Origin of the sequence: Cellulomonas sp. IC4_254 (assembly GCF_011603975.1) — a bacterium.
GTDB lineage: Bacteria > Actinomycetota > Actinomycetes > Actinomycetales > Cellulomonadaceae > Cellulomonas.
In genome coordinates, this window is the sequence record NZ_JAANNB010000102.1 from 1 (window position 1) to 13,819 (window position 13,819).

At 78.5% G+C, this 13,819-nt stretch carries 13 protein-coding genes and 2 riboswitches; of the genes, 10 read left to right on the forward strand and 3 right to left on the reverse strand.

Annotation, left to right across the window (positions count from 1 at the left end):
- A partial coding sequence (locus tag G6556_RS11250; protein WP_166941338.1) for an LLM class flavin-dependent oxidoreductase occupies positions 1-1,445 on the reverse strand: 1,445 nt, incomplete at its 3' end.
- A gap of 585 nt (positions 1,446-2,030) precedes the next feature.
- Positions 2,031-2,145: riboswitch (SAM riboswitch) on the reverse strand.
- A 225-nt stretch (positions 2,146-2,370) separates the two neighbouring features.
- Positions 2,371-2,475: riboswitch (SAM riboswitch) on the forward strand.
- A gap of 40 nt (positions 2,476-2,515) precedes the next feature.
- Between G6556_RS11250 and G6556_RS11255 the strand changes: the two genes are divergently transcribed.
- From G6556_RS11255 to G6556_RS11270, 4 genes are all read left to right on the forward strand, one after another.
- Positions 2,516-3,097, forward strand: a complete 582-nt coding sequence (locus G6556_RS11255) for an NAD(P)H-dependent oxidoreductase (protein WP_166941340.1) — start codon at positions 2,516-2,518, stop codon at positions 3,095-3,097.
- Positions 3,094-3,684 carry a flavin reductase family protein gene (locus tag G6556_RS11260; RefSeq protein WP_166941342.1) on the forward strand — a complete coding sequence of 197 codons (591 nt, stop codon included), beginning with the start codon at positions 3,094-3,096 and terminating at the stop codon, positions 3,682-3,684. The genes G6556_RS11255 and G6556_RS11260 overlap by 4 nt, the downstream gene beginning before the upstream one ends.
- Before the next feature lie 157 nt (positions 3,685-3,841).
- Complete coding sequence (locus tag G6556_RS11265) at positions 3,842-4,867, forward strand: nitrilotriacetate monooxygenase (protein ID WP_346774844.1); 1,026 nt, start codon at positions 3,842-3,844, stop codon at positions 4,865-4,867.
- Between the two features lie 61 nt (positions 4,868-4,928).
- A complete protein-coding gene (locus tag G6556_RS11270) occupies positions 4,929-6,296 on the forward strand; it encodes an NtaA/DmoA family FMN-dependent monooxygenase (RefSeq protein ID WP_346774846.1) in 1,368 nt (455 codons plus the stop codon).
- Positions 6,297-6,312: 16 nt separating this feature from the next.
- Here G6556_RS11270 and G6556_RS11275 read toward each other — a convergent pair whose 3' ends face one another.
- Positions 6,313-6,678 (reverse strand): STAS domain-containing protein, encoded by a 366-nt coding sequence (locus tag G6556_RS11275; RefSeq protein WP_166941344.1) that lies wholly within the window; start codon positions 6,676-6,678, stop codon positions 6,313-6,315.
- Between the two features lie 159 nt (positions 6,679-6,837).
- On the opposite strand from G6556_RS11275, the gene G6556_RS19930 reads away from it, so the two are divergent.
- From G6556_RS19930 to G6556_RS11305, 6 genes are all read left to right on the forward strand, one after another.
- On the forward strand, positions 6,838-7,233 hold the full coding sequence (locus G6556_RS19930) for an ATP-binding protein (RefSeq protein ID WP_166941346.1): 396 nt from the start codon (positions 6,838-6,840) through the stop codon (positions 7,231-7,233).
- A 135-nt stretch (positions 7,234-7,368) separates the two neighbouring features.
- Positions 7,369-8,736 carry a GAF domain-containing SpoIIE family protein phosphatase gene (locus G6556_RS11285; RefSeq protein WP_346774845.1) on the forward strand — a complete coding sequence of 456 codons (1,368 nt, stop codon included), beginning with the start codon at positions 7,369-7,371 and terminating at the stop codon, positions 8,734-8,736.
- Between the two features lie 80 nt (positions 8,737-8,816).
- Positions 8,817-9,971 carry an aminotransferase class I/II-fold pyridoxal phosphate-dependent enzyme gene (locus G6556_RS11290; RefSeq protein WP_166941362.1) on the forward strand — a complete coding sequence of 385 codons (1,155 nt, stop codon included), beginning with the start codon at positions 8,817-8,819 and terminating at the stop codon, positions 9,969-9,971.
- Positions 9,972-10,026: 55 nt separating this feature from the next.
- The gene (locus tag G6556_RS11295) at positions 10,027-11,238 is read left to right on the forward strand and encodes an alpha-hydroxy acid oxidase (RefSeq protein WP_166941348.1); all 1,212 of its coding nucleotides are present in this window, start codon (positions 10,027-10,029) and stop codon (positions 11,236-11,238) included.
- Positions 11,239-11,336: 98 nt separating this feature from the next.
- A complete protein-coding gene (locus tag G6556_RS11300; protein ID WP_166941350.1) occupies positions 11,337-12,479 on the forward strand; it encodes a GNAT family N-acetyltransferase in 1,143 nt (380 codons plus the stop codon).
- 125 nt (positions 12,480-12,604) lie between these two features.
- Entirely contained in the window at positions 12,605-13,216 is a 612-nt protein-coding gene (locus tag G6556_RS11305) for a GNAT family N-acetyltransferase (RefSeq protein ID WP_166941352.1), read from the forward strand.
- Positions 13,217-13,222: 6 nt separating this feature from the next.
- On the opposite strand, the gene G6556_RS11310 is transcribed toward G6556_RS11305, so the two are convergent.
- Complete coding sequence (locus tag G6556_RS11310; RefSeq protein WP_166941354.1) at positions 13,223-13,630, reverse strand: PPOX class F420-dependent oxidoreductase; 408 nt, start codon at positions 13,628-13,630, stop codon at positions 13,223-13,225.
- Between the last annotated feature and the right edge of the window lie 189 nt (positions 13,631-13,819).

The following is a 13,819-nucleotide window of genomic DNA, read 5'->3' on the forward strand; positions in this document are numbered from 1 at the left end:
CTGGGCGCCCTCGGCACCCGCCCTGCCGACCGTCGCCGCCACCTCCGGCGAGCGCTGTCGCTGTCGTCGCTGACGGCACCCCCGCCGGCGGCGCGCGGCGCGGGCGGGAGCCACCCCGCCGCGGTGGTCCTCGGCGCGGTGACCGCGGTCGCGGACGGGGCGGCGGACCAGGCGCCCTCGGCGGGCACGGCCCCGGCGGCGCGCGGCGCGGGCGGGAGCCACCCCGCCGCGGTGGTCCTCGGCGCGGTGACCGCGGTCGCGGACGGGGCGGACGAGGTCGAGGACGCGGCCGGGCCGTCCCCGGACCCGTCCCCGCTCGGCCGGAGCCGGAAGGCACCCGCCTGCTGCAGCGCGGGGACCGTCCGTCCGACGAGCGCCGCGAGGTCCGCCTCCACCGAGGTCGGGCGGACGACGAACCCGTCGACCGCGCCGTCCCGGACGGCGTCGGTGAGCACGGTGGCCAGGTCGGCGCCGGTCCCGGCGACGACCGCGCCGGCGACGCCGAGGTCCGGCTGCTCGACGGAGCGCACCAGGTCCAGCCGCGCGAGGGCGGCGTCCCGGTCGTCCGCGAGCGCCACGTCGACGTCGAGCAGCACGCGCACGGCGTCGGCCGAGCGGCCGGCGGCGACGGCCGCGGCGCGCACCCGGGACCGGGCCGCCGCGGCGGCCTCCAGGTCGGGGGCGGTCAGCCGGGCGACGTCGGCGTACCGGCCCGCGAGCGCCTCCGCCGCGGGTCCGGCGACGGGGACGACCACGAGCGGGCGGTCAGCGCGGGCCGTGGGGGCCGCGCCGGCCTCGTCCGTGCCGCGGGCGGCCGTCCGGCCGCGGACCGCGAACCGGATGCCGTCGTGGTCGACGCGGAACCGGCCGTCCCCGCCGCGCCGCACCGCGCCGGGCTCCCCCGCGTCCCAGGCGGCGAGGACCGCGTCGAGCGCGGCGGCGGCGCGGTCGGCCCACGCGCGCTCGGCCGCAGGGTCGGCGGCGCCCCCGGGGGCGGCCGGGGCCGCTGGCGCCCCCTCGCCGGCCGCGTCGGCGAGGTCGCGCGCCGCGGGACCGGACAGCTGCCAGCCCGCGGGACCGCCGGACGCACCCTGCACGCCGCGGAGGGCGCCGGCGAGGTGCCCGGGCTCGACGTGGTCGTGCGGGACGCCCGCCACCAGGGCGGCGGTGCGGACCAGCGGCGCGACCCGCGCGGCGGCGACGGCCGCGTCGAGCCGGCCCGGGACCTGCCGCCGCCCGGGGTGCAGCAGCAGCGCGTCGCCGAGCACGACCAGGTCCAGCAGGCCGCGGTCGGCGCGGTGCATCAGGCGGGCGAGCCGCTCGCCGTCGAACGCGCGGGCCGCCACCGGGCCGAGCGCACCGTGCGCGCCGGGCCGGGCGCCGGCGGCGGTCAGGTCGACGCCGAGCAGCGCGTGGCGGTCGGCGCGCGGGGACGAGAAGGGCATGACGGCTCCGTTCGGGGGCGGTCGGGTACGGCGGAGGTCGGGTGCTCCGATGCGTCGCGGGCAGGCCGCGACGCACCGACGCGCCGAGACACGGTCGAGGGGCAGGAGGGGCACGCCGCTGCCTCCCGCCGAGATAGGGCCCGCGGGTCGAGATAGGACCGCAGGCGGTCCTATCTCGACCGGGACGTCCTATCTCGGCGAGGGTTGCGGGAGCCGGGAGGGGCGGAGCCGCGGAGCACGAAGCGCGAAGCCGGGGAGCGGCTGGGCGCGGAGCACGCGGCAGGCGCGGAGCACGCGGCAGGCGCGGAGCACGCGGCGGGCGCGGAGCACGCCGCGGCGCAGGCCCCGCGGCCGACGGGCGGCGCCGGGCCGCGGCCGCTGCCCGCGCCGTCAGGCGTCGGGGCGGCCCGGGGTCAGGCGGCCCGGGCGGGGCGCGCCGCCGGCGGGGGTGCCGTCAGCGACGACAGCGACAGCGCTCGCCGGAGGTGGCGGCGACGGTCGGCAGGGCGGGTGCCGAGGGCGCCCAGGGCGCCTGCACGGTCCGGCTCATGCGTTCTCCTCGTGTGCCCCCGCCGCAGTCGGGCGGGTCCGCGTGTTGTCCGTCGCCGGGCGGCGGCGGACCTGGTCCTCACCCGGGGCACCCACCCGCGCGGGGGGTTGCCGTCCGACCAGCCGGGGCTTCGCGTCGGAGCTCATGACCACCCGGCGCGTCCCGGGACCCGCCGTGCGGCGCGCCCCGGTCCGAACCGGTGCCGGGGAACCTACGAACCCCACGGGTGGGCGTCAACGATCCGTGCCCTGCGTCTCGTATGCCGGAGCGATGTCACAGGACCTAGGTCCCAGGCGTTCGCACGGTCCCGGATCGTGAGAACTCCCCCGCGCCCGGGTCGGCCCGGGCCGGTCGGGTGCTAGACCTCCGCACCGAGGTCACGAGTCCCAGCGCCAAGCCCCGGCTGGCTGGGCAGCAACCCCTACGTCACGGCGGGGTGCTCCGGGAGATGACCTGGCCGTCGGCCGGCACGCGCCGCTCCGCCGCACGGCAACCGTGATCGACCCCTTGCGAGGCCACCATGTCGTCCCCGTCCGTCGTCGCCGTCTCCGGGAACCCGCGCGCCGGGTCCCGCACCCTGGGCGCCGCGCGCGCCACCGCCGAGCGCCTGGCCGCGCTCGCCCCCGGCACCCCCGCCCCCGTCGAGGTCGTGGACCTCGCGACGCTCGCCGGCGGGCTGCTCGCCCCGGCGCACCCCGCCGCCGACGCCGCCCTCGCGCGGCTGGCGTCCGCCGACCTCGCCGTGATCGCGACGCCCGTCTACAAGGCGTCGTACACCGGGCTGCTCAAGGCGTTCCTCGACCTGTACGGCGCGGACGGCCTGGCCGGCGTGGTCGCGGTGCCGCTCGTGGTGTCCGGCAGCCCGGCGCACGCGCTCGCCGGCGAGGTGCACCTGCGGCCGGTGCTCGTCGAGCTGGGGGCCGTGCTGCCCGCGCGCTCGCTGACGCTCACCGAGGCCCAGCTCGGCGACCTCGACCCCGCGCTCGACGCCTGGCTCGCCCGCGCCGCGGGACCGCTGCGCCGGGCCCTCGGGCTGCCGGCGGCGCCCGCCGCCGCCGCGCCCGACGCCGTCCCCGCCGACCTCGCGGGGGCGGCCCGGTGACCGCGGAGCGCACGGACCTGGGCCCGCTGGAGCGGCTGCTCGCCGAGCAGGACGAGCCGCAGCTCGACCCGCACGAGTTCAAGCAGGTGTTCCGCCGGCACCCCGCCGGGGTCGCGGTGGTCGCGCTGCGGCACGGCGGCCGGCCGGTCGGCTTCACCGCGACGTCGGTCATCTCGGTGTCCGCGGCCCCGCCGCTGCTCGCGTTCTCGCTGGCGTCCACCTCGTCGTCGTGGGCGGCCGTCTCCGCGGCGCCGACGCTGGCGGTGAGCTTCCTCGCCGACCACCAGGACGACGTCTCGGCCCGGTTCGCCACCAGCGGCATCGACCGGTTCGCCGCCGGCGGCTGGACCTCGCTGCCCACCGGCGAGCCCGTCATCGACGGCGCCGTGTCCTGGGTCCGCGCGCGGGTCGTGCAGCGCACCCCGGTCGGGGACTCGTACCTCGTGTCGCTGCGGGCGCTGTCCGCGGGCACCGCGAGCGACCCGGGCGACCAGGGCGACCAGGGCGCGGGGGCCGGCGACGCCGCGTCGCCGCTGGTCTACCACGACCGCACCTACCACCGGATCGGCGCGCACACCGCGCTCTGACGCCGCGGCGCCCGCCGCGCCCCGCCCGATCCCGCCGCTCCCCGACCCACCGGAGACCCACCGTGACCGTCCCCCGCTCCTCACCGGCCTCGACGTCGACGGCGCCGGCGCGCACCCGGCCGCCGCCGCGCTGTCCGGGCTCGCGGCCGCCGACCTCGTGTCCGGCGCCCGCCTGGCCCGCACCGTCCGGCACGCCGAGAACGCCGGGCTCACCTTCGTGACGTTCGCCGACGCCGTCGTGCCGGCGGTCCCCGGCTCCCCCGCCTCGGCCCGCCTCGACGCGGTGACCCGCGCCGCGTTCGTGGCCCGGACCACCACCGCCGTCGGCCTGGTGCCGGAGGTGCCGACCACCTACCCCGAGCCGTTCCACGTCGCGACCCAGCTCGCGTCGCTCGACCTCACGGCGTCCGGCCGCGCCGGCTGGCTGGCGTCCGTCACCCCCGGCGACGCCGCCCCGGCCGCCTACGGGCGCGCGCCGGTCGCCGACCTGGACCGCGAGGCCCGCGACGTCGTGCAGGTCGTCCGCGACCTGTGGGACTCGTGGGAGGACGACGCGGTGGTCCGCGACGTCGCGACCGGCCGGTACGTCGACCGGGACCGCATCCACCGGGTCGACTTCGTGGGCGCCTCGTTCTCCGTCGTGGGCCCGCTCATCACCCCGCGGCCGCCGCAGGGCCAGCCGGTGGTGCTGGCGCGGTCCGGTGACGTCGCGGGACCGGGCCGGGACGGCGAGCGCCTGGTGGACGTCGTGCTGGTGGGCGGGACGGACGTCGCCGCCGCCCGGGCCGCCGCCCGTGCCGTCGTCGCGGCCGATCCCGGCGCGCGGGCCGTCGTCGAGGTGCAGGTCGTCCTCGACGCGGCCGGCCGCACGGGCGCGGACCGGCTCGCCGAGCTCGACGCCGCCGGTCCCTGGGCGCCGGGCACCGCGCTGCGGCACGTGGGCGACCCGGCGGGGCTGCTCGCCCTGCTGGCCGAGCTCGCGGACGACCCCGCCGTCGCCGGCGTCCGGCTGCTCGCCGCGTCGCTCGACACGGACCTGCCGGTGCTGGCGCGCGAGGTGCTGCCCGCGCTGCGCGCCGACCGCCGCACCGCCGCACCGCGCTCCGGCGCGACCCTGCGCGACCACCTGGGCCTCACCCGGCCCGCCGACCGCTTCGCGGGCGCCGCCCGCGCGACCGCCTGAGGAGCCCGCCGTGACCGACCCGACCCCGCAGACCCGTCCCGCCGACGAGACCGCGCACCCGATCACCCGGCCCGGCGCCGAGGTGCACCTCGGCGTGTTCTTCCAGGGCGTCAACCACACGACCATCTGGTCCGACCCCGAGTCGGGCTCGCAGACGGACTTCGCGTCGTTCGAGCGGGTCGCCCGCACCGCCGAGCGCGGCCTGTTCGACGCGTTCTTCCTCGGCGAGGGCCTGCGGCTCCGCGAGAGCCGCGGCCGGCTGCACGACCTGGACGTCGTCGGCCGGCCGGACGCGATCACCCAGCTCGCCGCCCTGGCCGCGGTGACCGAGCGGATCGGCCTGGTCGCCACCCAGAACACCACCTACAACGACCCCGTCGACCTGGCCCGGCGGCTCGCGAGCCTCGACGTGCTGTCCGGCGGCCGCGCCGCCTGGAACGTCGTCACGACCGACAACGCCTGGACCGGCGAGAACTTCCGCCGCGGCGGCTACCTCGACCACGCCCGCCGCTACGACCGCGCCGAGCAGGTCCTCGCGACGGCCCGGCGGATCTGGGACGCCTGGCCCGACGCGGACCGCCCCGACGGCTCCGTGGCCCGCGTCGAGGCGCACGGGGACCTGCTCGACGTCGCGATCGACCCCACCACCCCGCGCAGCCCGCAGGGGCACCCGGTGATCTTCCAGGCCGGCGACTCCGCGCAGGGCCGGGACTTCGCCGCGCGCTCCGCCGACGTGATCTTCTCCCGGCACGGGTCGGTGCTCGCCGACGCGCTGGAGTTCGCCGCGGACATCCGGGCGCGCGCCGTCGCGGCGGGCCGGCCCGAGGACGACGTGAAGATCTTCCCGGGCACGGCCATCGTCGTCGGCGACACCCCCGCCGAGGCCGAGGAGAAGGCGCGCTGGGTCGCCCGGCAGCAGGTCACGCCCGCCACCGCGCTGCACGTCGTCGGCACGATCTGGGCCGAGGACCTCAGCGGCTACGACCCCGACGGCCCGCTCCCCGCGCACGACCCGGTCGTCGCCGAGCTCGGCGGCGAGGGCGGCTCGTCCACGACCGGCGCCCGCACGCACGAGGTCGCCGCGCGGTGGCGCGCGCTCGCCGAGGCCGAGGGGCTGTCCATCCGCGACCTCGTGATCCGGGTGTCCGGCGAGCGCGGGTTCGTCGGCACCCCGTCCGCGGTGGCCGACCGGCTGGTGCGGTTCGTCCGTACGGGCTCCGTCGACGGGTTCAACATCAGCCCGTGGATCATCCCGTCCGGGCTGGACGACATCGTCGACCGGGTCGTGCCGGAGCTCCAGGAGCGCGGCGCCTACCGCACCGCGTACACCGGGACGACGCTGCGGGAGCACCTGGGGCTGCGCGCCCCGCTGACCCGGCGCGGCGCGGGTGCCGCGGACGCGCGGGAGGCGGCACTGGCCGGGGTGTGACCCGCCGGCCGTCGGCTCAGGGTCGGGCGGGGACCATGTCGAGCACGGCGTCCAGGCCCGTGACCTGCAGCGTCATCAGCGGTGCCCCGGTCGCCCCGCGCACGCGCAGCCGCTCCGGCCGTCGGTGCGGGGCGATCGACACCAGCAGCGCGATCGCCGACGAGTCGATGAACGTCGCCCCGCTCAGGTCGACCTCCTCGACGCCCGCCGCTGCGAGCGTCCGGCCCACCGCCACCTCGTCGACCCCGAGCGTCCCCGCGAACGTGTGCACCACGTCGATGTCGATCTCGCCCTCCGCCCGCAGCACCTCGGGTGCCGCCGGGTCGACGTGCAGGCGGCCGCCGGAGGGCTGGGCGCCCGCGGGCGTCGAGAGCGTGCTCACGGGGTCAGTATGCGGGCGGGGCCCCGCCGCGTCGCGCCGAGCGCCCGCACCGGGCTCGCCGGGGCCCCCGCACCCGCCAGGGTGAGGTGCGGGGTGAGTGGTCCGGCGGTCGGGCCGCGTCGGCGGGACGTGGGCCGCCGCGTCGGTTACGGTCGGCGGGTGCACGGGACAGGACGCGGTGACGAGCGCGCGTTCCCGTCGTCGGCGTCCTCCCTCGGCCGCGCCCGCACCTGGTCGATGGAACGGGCCAGCGCGGCCGGGGCGCCGGGCGAGGTCGTCGACGCCGTCCAGCTCGCGATGAGCGAGGCGTTCACCAACGCGCTCCGGCACGCCCCCGGCACCCGCACCATCACCGTGAGCGTGGTCGGCGCCCGGCGGCAGCTCACCTACGAGGTGGGCGACGCCGCCGCGGCCGTGCTCCCCCGCCGGCGCAGCAACCGCGAGGGCCTGCCGGGTGGCCACGGGCTGCACATCCTCGACGCCGTGACGTCCGCGTGGGGCTGGCGACCGGCGCCCGACGGCGGCAAGGTCGTCTGGTTCACGCTCCGCTGGTGACGGCCCCGCAGGCGGCTCCGCCGCAGGTGACGACGCCGAAACAGCGCGCGCGCCGGCGCGCCGTCGTGCCGTACCGTCTGCGCCAGGAGCCCACCTCCAGCGACGGGGCGGGCGCACGGGGTGAGGGGTGGCCAGGTGCGTGAGACGACCGGGGAGCAGCGCTCCCTCGTCTCGGCGGTGGCGTCCGGCCTCGGCCGGACGATGGACGCCGACGAGGCCGTCGAGCGGTTGGCCCGGCTGCTCGTGCCCGCGGTCGCCGACTGGTGCCTGGTGACCCTCGTCGAGGACGACGAGTCCCGTGCGCCCCGACGGCGGCTGCGCGACGTCGGCTGGTGGCACGCCGACCCGGCCCGGCGCGAGCTCGTCGCCGCGTACGCGCGGGAGCGGATCGGGGCGCTCGTCCCGGGGTCGATGCTCATGCGCGCGATCGACTCCGGAGAGGTGGTGCACGTGCACGACGCCGCCGTCGAGGCGCTGGACCGCGTCCTCGCCCCCGGACCCGCCCGGGACCTGGTCGAGCGGCTCGCGCCGACGTCGCTGACCGTCGCCCCGCTCAAGAGCCGCGGCCGCACCCTCGGTGCCGTCACCCTGTTCAACGGGCCGGGCCGGCCCCCGCTGGCCCCGGACGAGGTCGCGTCGGTGGTCGAGGTGGCCGCGACGGCGGCGCTGGCCCTCGACAACGCGCGGCTCTACCGGCGGCAGCGCGACGTCGCGGCGACCTTCCAGCGCACCCTGCTCACGGCGCCCGTCGAGCCCGAGCACATGCAGGTCGTGGTCCGGTACCAGCCCGCCGCGGAGGCCGCCCGGGTCGGCGGCGACTGGTACGACGCGTTCATGCAGCACGACGGCGGCACGATGCTGGTGATCGGCGACGTGGTCGGACACGACGTCGAGGCCGCGGCCCTCATGGCGCAGCTCCGGTCGATGCTCCGCGCGATCGCGGTCGTCACCCGGAACAGCCCGGCCGACGTCCTGACGCTGCTCGACGCCGCCGTGCGCACCCTGCAGATCCCCGCGTTGGCGACGCTCGTGGTCGCGCGCGTCGAGCAGACGCCCGAGGAGCGCGCCGTCGGCCGCACCCGGCTGCGCTGGTCCAGCGCGGGGCACCCGCCGCCGATGGTCGTCGGCGCCGACGGGGCGGTCCGCGCGCTCGACGAGCACCGGCCCGGCCTGCTGCTCGGCCTCGACCCGGACCGGGAGCGGGTCGACCACGAGACGGTCCTCGCGTACGGCGACAGCGTCCTGCTCTACACCGACGGCCTGGTCGAGCGCCGGGACCGCCCGCTGCGCGCGGGCCTGGACGACCTGCGCGCGGCCCTGGCCCGGCACGCCGGGCGGGACCTGGACGACCTGTGCGACACGCTGCTCGCCGAGCTGCCGGGCGGCCCGGGCGAGGACGACGTCGCCCTGGTCGCCGTCCGGCTGCACCCGCAGGACCGGCCGCGGCCGGCGGAGGCCGGCCCGGTCGCCGTCCCGCCGGACGCCCCGCCCGAGCCCGCCTGACCCGCCGCGCGCGGGGCGGGTCGCGGCACCGTCGCGTGCGCCGCCCGCCGGCGCGCGCCTACCCTGCCGACGTGCCCCCGATGACCCAGGCCCACCCGCTCGACGTCCTGCGCCGCCGCGGCAGCGAGAAGTGGGCGTCCTACCCCGACGACGTGCTCCCGCTGTTCGTCGCGGAGATGGACTACCCCCTCGCGCCCGCGATCACCGCCGCGCTCACCGAGGCGCTGGAGCGCGGCGACACCGGCTACGTGCCCGCGTCGGGCGGCGGCGCCCCGGAGGCGTTCGCCGGGTTCGCCGCCGACGCGTGGGGCTGGTCGCCCGACCCCGCGCGGATGCGCACCGCGACGGACGTCAGCGTCGTCATCGTCGAGGTGCTGCGCCGGCTCGTCGAGCCCGGGCAGGGCGTCGTCATCACGCCGCCGGTGTACCCGCCGTTCTTCGAGCTGGTGGCCGAGGCCGGTGCCGCGGTCGTCGAGGTGCCGCTCCTCGACGACGGGACGACGCACCGCCTCGACCTCGACGGCATCGACGCGGCCCTGGCGTCGGGCGCCGCCCGCGGAGTCCTGCTGTGCAACCCGCACAACCCGCTCGGCCTGGTGCACGACCGCGCGGACCTCGCGGCGCTGGCCGAGGTGGTCGAGCGGCGCGGCGGGTTCGTGCTCAGCGACGAGATCCACGCCCCGCTGACCCACACCGGCCGCACCTTCACCCCCTACCTGAGCGTGTCGGACGCGGCGCGGGCCCACGGGGTCGCGGCGGAGTCGGGCAGCAAGGCGTTCAACCTCGCGGGCCTCAAGTGCGCGCTGGCGGTCGCCGCGAGCGACCCGATGGCGGACCTGCTGCGCGGGCTGCCCGAGGAGGTGACCGGCCGCACCGGGCACTTCGGCGCGATCGCCACCCGCGAGGGCTTCACGCACGCCCGCGACTGGCTGGTCGGGACCGTCGCGGCCATCGAGCACAACGTCGACCTCCTGGAGCGGCTGCTCGCCGAGCGGCTGCCGCAGGTGCGGTTCCGGCGCCCCGGGGCGAGCTACCTCGCGTGGCTGGACCTGTCGGCGCTCGGCTGGGGCGACGACCCGGCCGCCCGGGTGCTCGCGGACGCCCGCGTCGCCCTCACCAGCGGCCCGGACTTCGGCCGCCAGGGCGCGGGTTACGCGCGGCTGAACCTCGCGTGCTCGCCGGAGGTGCTCACGGAGGCGGTCGACCGGATCGCCCGGGCGGTCGCGGCGGCCTGAGCCGAGCGCTCCCGGCCCCCTGCGCCGAGCCGGCGGACCAGGGAGGATCTCCGACATGACCGAGCGCCAGCTGCCGAGGTGGTCCGAGCTCCAGCCGCTGCTGCGGCCCAAGCCGATCCGCCTCGACCCCACGCGTCGCCGCCTGGAGGACGCGCTGACCATCGCCGACCTGCGCACGGTGGCCCGCCGTCGCACGCCCCGGTCGGTGTTCGACTACACGGACGGCGCCGCCGAGGCGGAGATCAGCCTACGCCGCGCGCGCCGGCTGTTCCGGGACCTGGAGCTCCGGCCCTCGGTCCTGCGGGACGTGTCCGCCGTGGACACGACCACCACCATGCTGGGGCGGCCGGCCGCGGTGCCGTTCTCGTTCGCGCCCACCGGTTTCACGCGGATGATGCACCACGAGGGCGAGCGGGCCGTCGCCCGGGTCGCCGAGCGTCGGGGCATCCCGTACGCGCTGTCGACGATGGGCACGACCTCGATCGAGGACGTGGCCGCCGCGGCGCCGGACGCCCGGAAGTGGTTCCAGCTCTACGTGTGGAGGGACCGGTCCGCCGGCGAGGACCTGATGGCGCGGGCGAAGGCGTCGGGCTTCGAGGCGCTGCAGCTCACGGTCGACGTGCCGGTGGCGGGTGCGCGGCTGCGCGACACCCGCAACGGGTTCTCCATCCCGCCGGCGCTGTCGGTGAAGACGGTGCTGGACGCCGGGATGCACCCCGCGTGGTGGCTCAACCTGCTGACCACGCGGCCGCTGGAGTTCGCCTCGCTGCAGTCCTGGGGCGGGACGGTCGCGGACCTGCTGGACGCGCTGTTCGACCCGACCATGACGATCGCCGACCTCGAGTGGCTGCGCGCGTCCTGGGACGGGCCGCTGGTGATCAAGGGCATCCAGACCGTCGAGGACGCCCGGCGGGTGGTCGACGCCGGGGCGGACGCGATCGTGCTGTCCAACCACGGCGGGCGGCAGCTCGACCGGGCGCCGGTGCCGCTGCGGCTGCTGCCCGACGTGAAGCAGGCCGTGGGTGACCGGGCCGAGGTCTGGCTGGACACCGGCATCCTGTCGGGCGCCGACGTGGTCGCGGCCGTGGCGCTCGGTGCCGACGCGACCATGGTGGGGCGGGCGTACCTGTACGGGCTGATGGCCGGCGGCGAGCGCGGCGTCGACCGGGCGGCGGAGATCCTCACCCGCGAGGTGCGGCGCACGATGGCGCTGCTGGGGGTGCGGAGCGTGGGCGAGCTGGGTCCGCAGCACGTGCACCTGCCGTAGCGCGGTCGCGGTCGCCGGCTGAGCCGGCCGGGTGAGGCCGCGCGGGTTCACCCGCCAATGAGGACAAACCCGGGCAAATACCGCCCTACCGTCGGCGCATGGACATCCGGCTCATCCCGCTGACCGAGGTCACCGGGTCCGACGCCCGTGCGTGGCAGCGGCTGGCGGCGGACGCGCTCGCGCCGAACATGTGCCTCGACCCGCGGTTCCTGCTGCCCGCCCGCAGCCGCGCGGACGCGCACGAGGTCCGGGTGCTCGTGGCGCAGGACGGCGACACGTGGCTGGGCGCCCTGGCCGTCACCACGAAGCGGGTCGCCCCGCGCCTGCCGGTCCGCGCGGTGACGACCGGCGGCGAGTTCATGACCTCGCAGTGCGACCGGCACCACCCGCTGCTGCGCCGGGACCGCGCGCCCGAGGCGCTGGACGCGCTGCTCCGGGGCGCGCCGACGGTCGGGCTGCCCGGGCTCGCGCTGCTGCGCCGGTTCCCCGCCGAGGGACCGCTCGCCGACGTGCTGGACGAGGTGGCCGCCCGGCGCCGGATGCGGGTGCACGTGCGCAGCCGCGACGTCGGCGCCTGGGCGCCCCGGGAGGCGTTCGAGGTCGTCCCCGTGCCCGCGCCCGTCGACGGCGTGGTCGTGGACCCGCCGCTGTCGACCGGGCACCTGCGGACCGACGACGCCCGCAACGTCCGCCGGGTGGCGCGCGGCCTGGCGCGGGAGCTCGGCGGGCCGCTGGAGCTGCAGGACGAGTCGGACGACCCCGCCGCCGTCGACCGGTTCGTGGCCCTGCAGGCCGCGGGCTGGAAGGGCGACCCCGCGCGGGGCGGGGCCGCGCTCGGCCTGGACCCCGCGGACGAGCGCTGGTTCCGCGACATGGTCGACGCGTTCCGCCGGGACGGCGACCTGGACGCGCTGCGCCTGACCGCAGGCGGCGAGACGATCTGGGCCGGGTTCCACGTCCGGTCGGGCGGCGGCTGGTTCGGCCTGCTGGACGCCTACGACGAGCGGTTCCGCCGGTTCAGCCCCGGCTCCGTCGGCCGGCTCGCGGCCATGACGTACCTGCTGGGGACGACCGACGCGCCGTTCGTCGACCCGGGGTTCGGCTCGCACTACGCCGTCGGCGCCCGGCTGTGGCCCGCCGCCCGCCCGCAGGTCGACCTCCTGGTGGCGGCCCGCGGACCCGCGGCGCACGCCGTGCTGCGGGCCGTCCCGCTGGCCCGGCGGCTGGGCGTCGCGGCCTGACGGGTGCGCACCTCGGGCGGGACGCCGAGGGCGTGGGTGCGGGATGCTGGGTCACGCACCCGCCGCACGCGGCACCGCGGCACCCGCCGCACTCCGCACCCGCCACCCGCACCGGAAGGACACCCGTGAGCGTCGTCGTCGAGACCGCCCGCCCCGACGAGGCCGCCGCGTGCGCGCGGCTGCTGGCCGACGTGCTCGGCGACGACCCGGTGATCCGCGCGATGATCCCCGGCGACCGGGACCGCACCGCCCGGCTGGTCGCCCTGCACGTGGCGCAGCTGCGGTCCGGGCCGCTGCCGGGCGGCTCGGTCGACGTCGCGCGCGCCGAGCCCGGCGCCCCGGTGCTCGGGGTGGCGGTGTGGCACGGACCCGGGCACGGGGCGCCGGCGCGCGACCGCCTGCGGCAGCTGCCCGCGGTCGTGCGGGCGATCGGCTTGCGGCACCTGCCCACGGCGGCGGCGCAGACCGCCCGGTACGAGCGGCACCGGCCGCGGCGCCCCCACTGGTACCTGGAGGAGATCGCCGTGAGCCCGGACGCGCGCGGGCTCGGCGTCGGGTCGGCGCTGCTCCGGCACGGGCTGGCGCGGGCCGACGCGGCCGGCCTCCCGGCGTACCTGGAGGCGACGACGGCGGCGAGCCGCCGGCTGTACGAGCGGTTCGGGTTCGTCGCGACCGGCCCGGTCCCGGTGCGCGGCCCGCGCCCGTGGGCGATGCTCCGGGAGCCGTCGACCGCCTGAGGGGCGTCAGCTCTGGTGGGCGCCCCAGCCGTGCCAGCGCTCGACCTCCACGACGGCCGAGAACCGCGGGTTCTCCCGGTCGGGGTACGGCTGCCCGGTGTAGTGCTCGGACAGGGCGTCGATGCCGGAGCGGTCGGTGTCCTCGGTGATCTCGACGACCCGGCCGACCAGCGTCACGTGGGTGTACCAGTCGTCCGCGTCCAGGACGGTGAGGGTCACGCGCGGGTCCCGGCGCAGGTGCTTCAGGCGGACGCGGGTGCCGTCGAGGTTGAGCAGCACGCGGCCGTCCTCGCGCCACAGGTACCAGGTCGCGGCGGACACCGGGGTGCCGTCGGAGCGCAGCGTCGCCATGACGGCGGGGTTCGGGCGGCGGAGCAGCTCGACGGCGTCGGACGGCAGCGGGGGCGTGGCCACGGGTGGACCTCCAGGTCGTTCGGGTGCGGGGCCCCAGTCTCGCCCACCGGGCCCGCGGTCGCCGAGTGTCCAGGACACGCCCGCGACACGCCGGCATGGCGCCGCGTTCCTGGACACTCGGCGTCCGGTCCGGGCGCGGCCGCGACCCACCCGGTGCGGGTCGGGCGCCCGGCGGGCGGGTCTGGGACG

Coding starts and splice junctions, on each gene's coding strand:
- G6556_RS11290 (WP_166941362.1), top strand. CDS start 8,817: ATGACCCAGGCCCACCCGCTCGACGTCCTGCGCCGCCGCGGCAGCGAG.
- G6556_RS11300 (WP_166941350.1), top strand. CDS start 11,337: ATGGACATCCGGCTCATCCCGCTGACCGAGGTCACCGGGTCCGACGCC.
- G6556_RS11295 (WP_166941348.1), top strand. CDS start 10,027: ATGACCGAGCGCCAGCTGCCGAGGTGGTCCGAGCTCCAGCCGCTGCTG.
- G6556_RS11255 (WP_166941340.1), top strand. CDS start 2,516: ATGTCGTCCCCGTCCGTCGTCGCCGTCTCCGGGAACCCGCGCGCCGGG.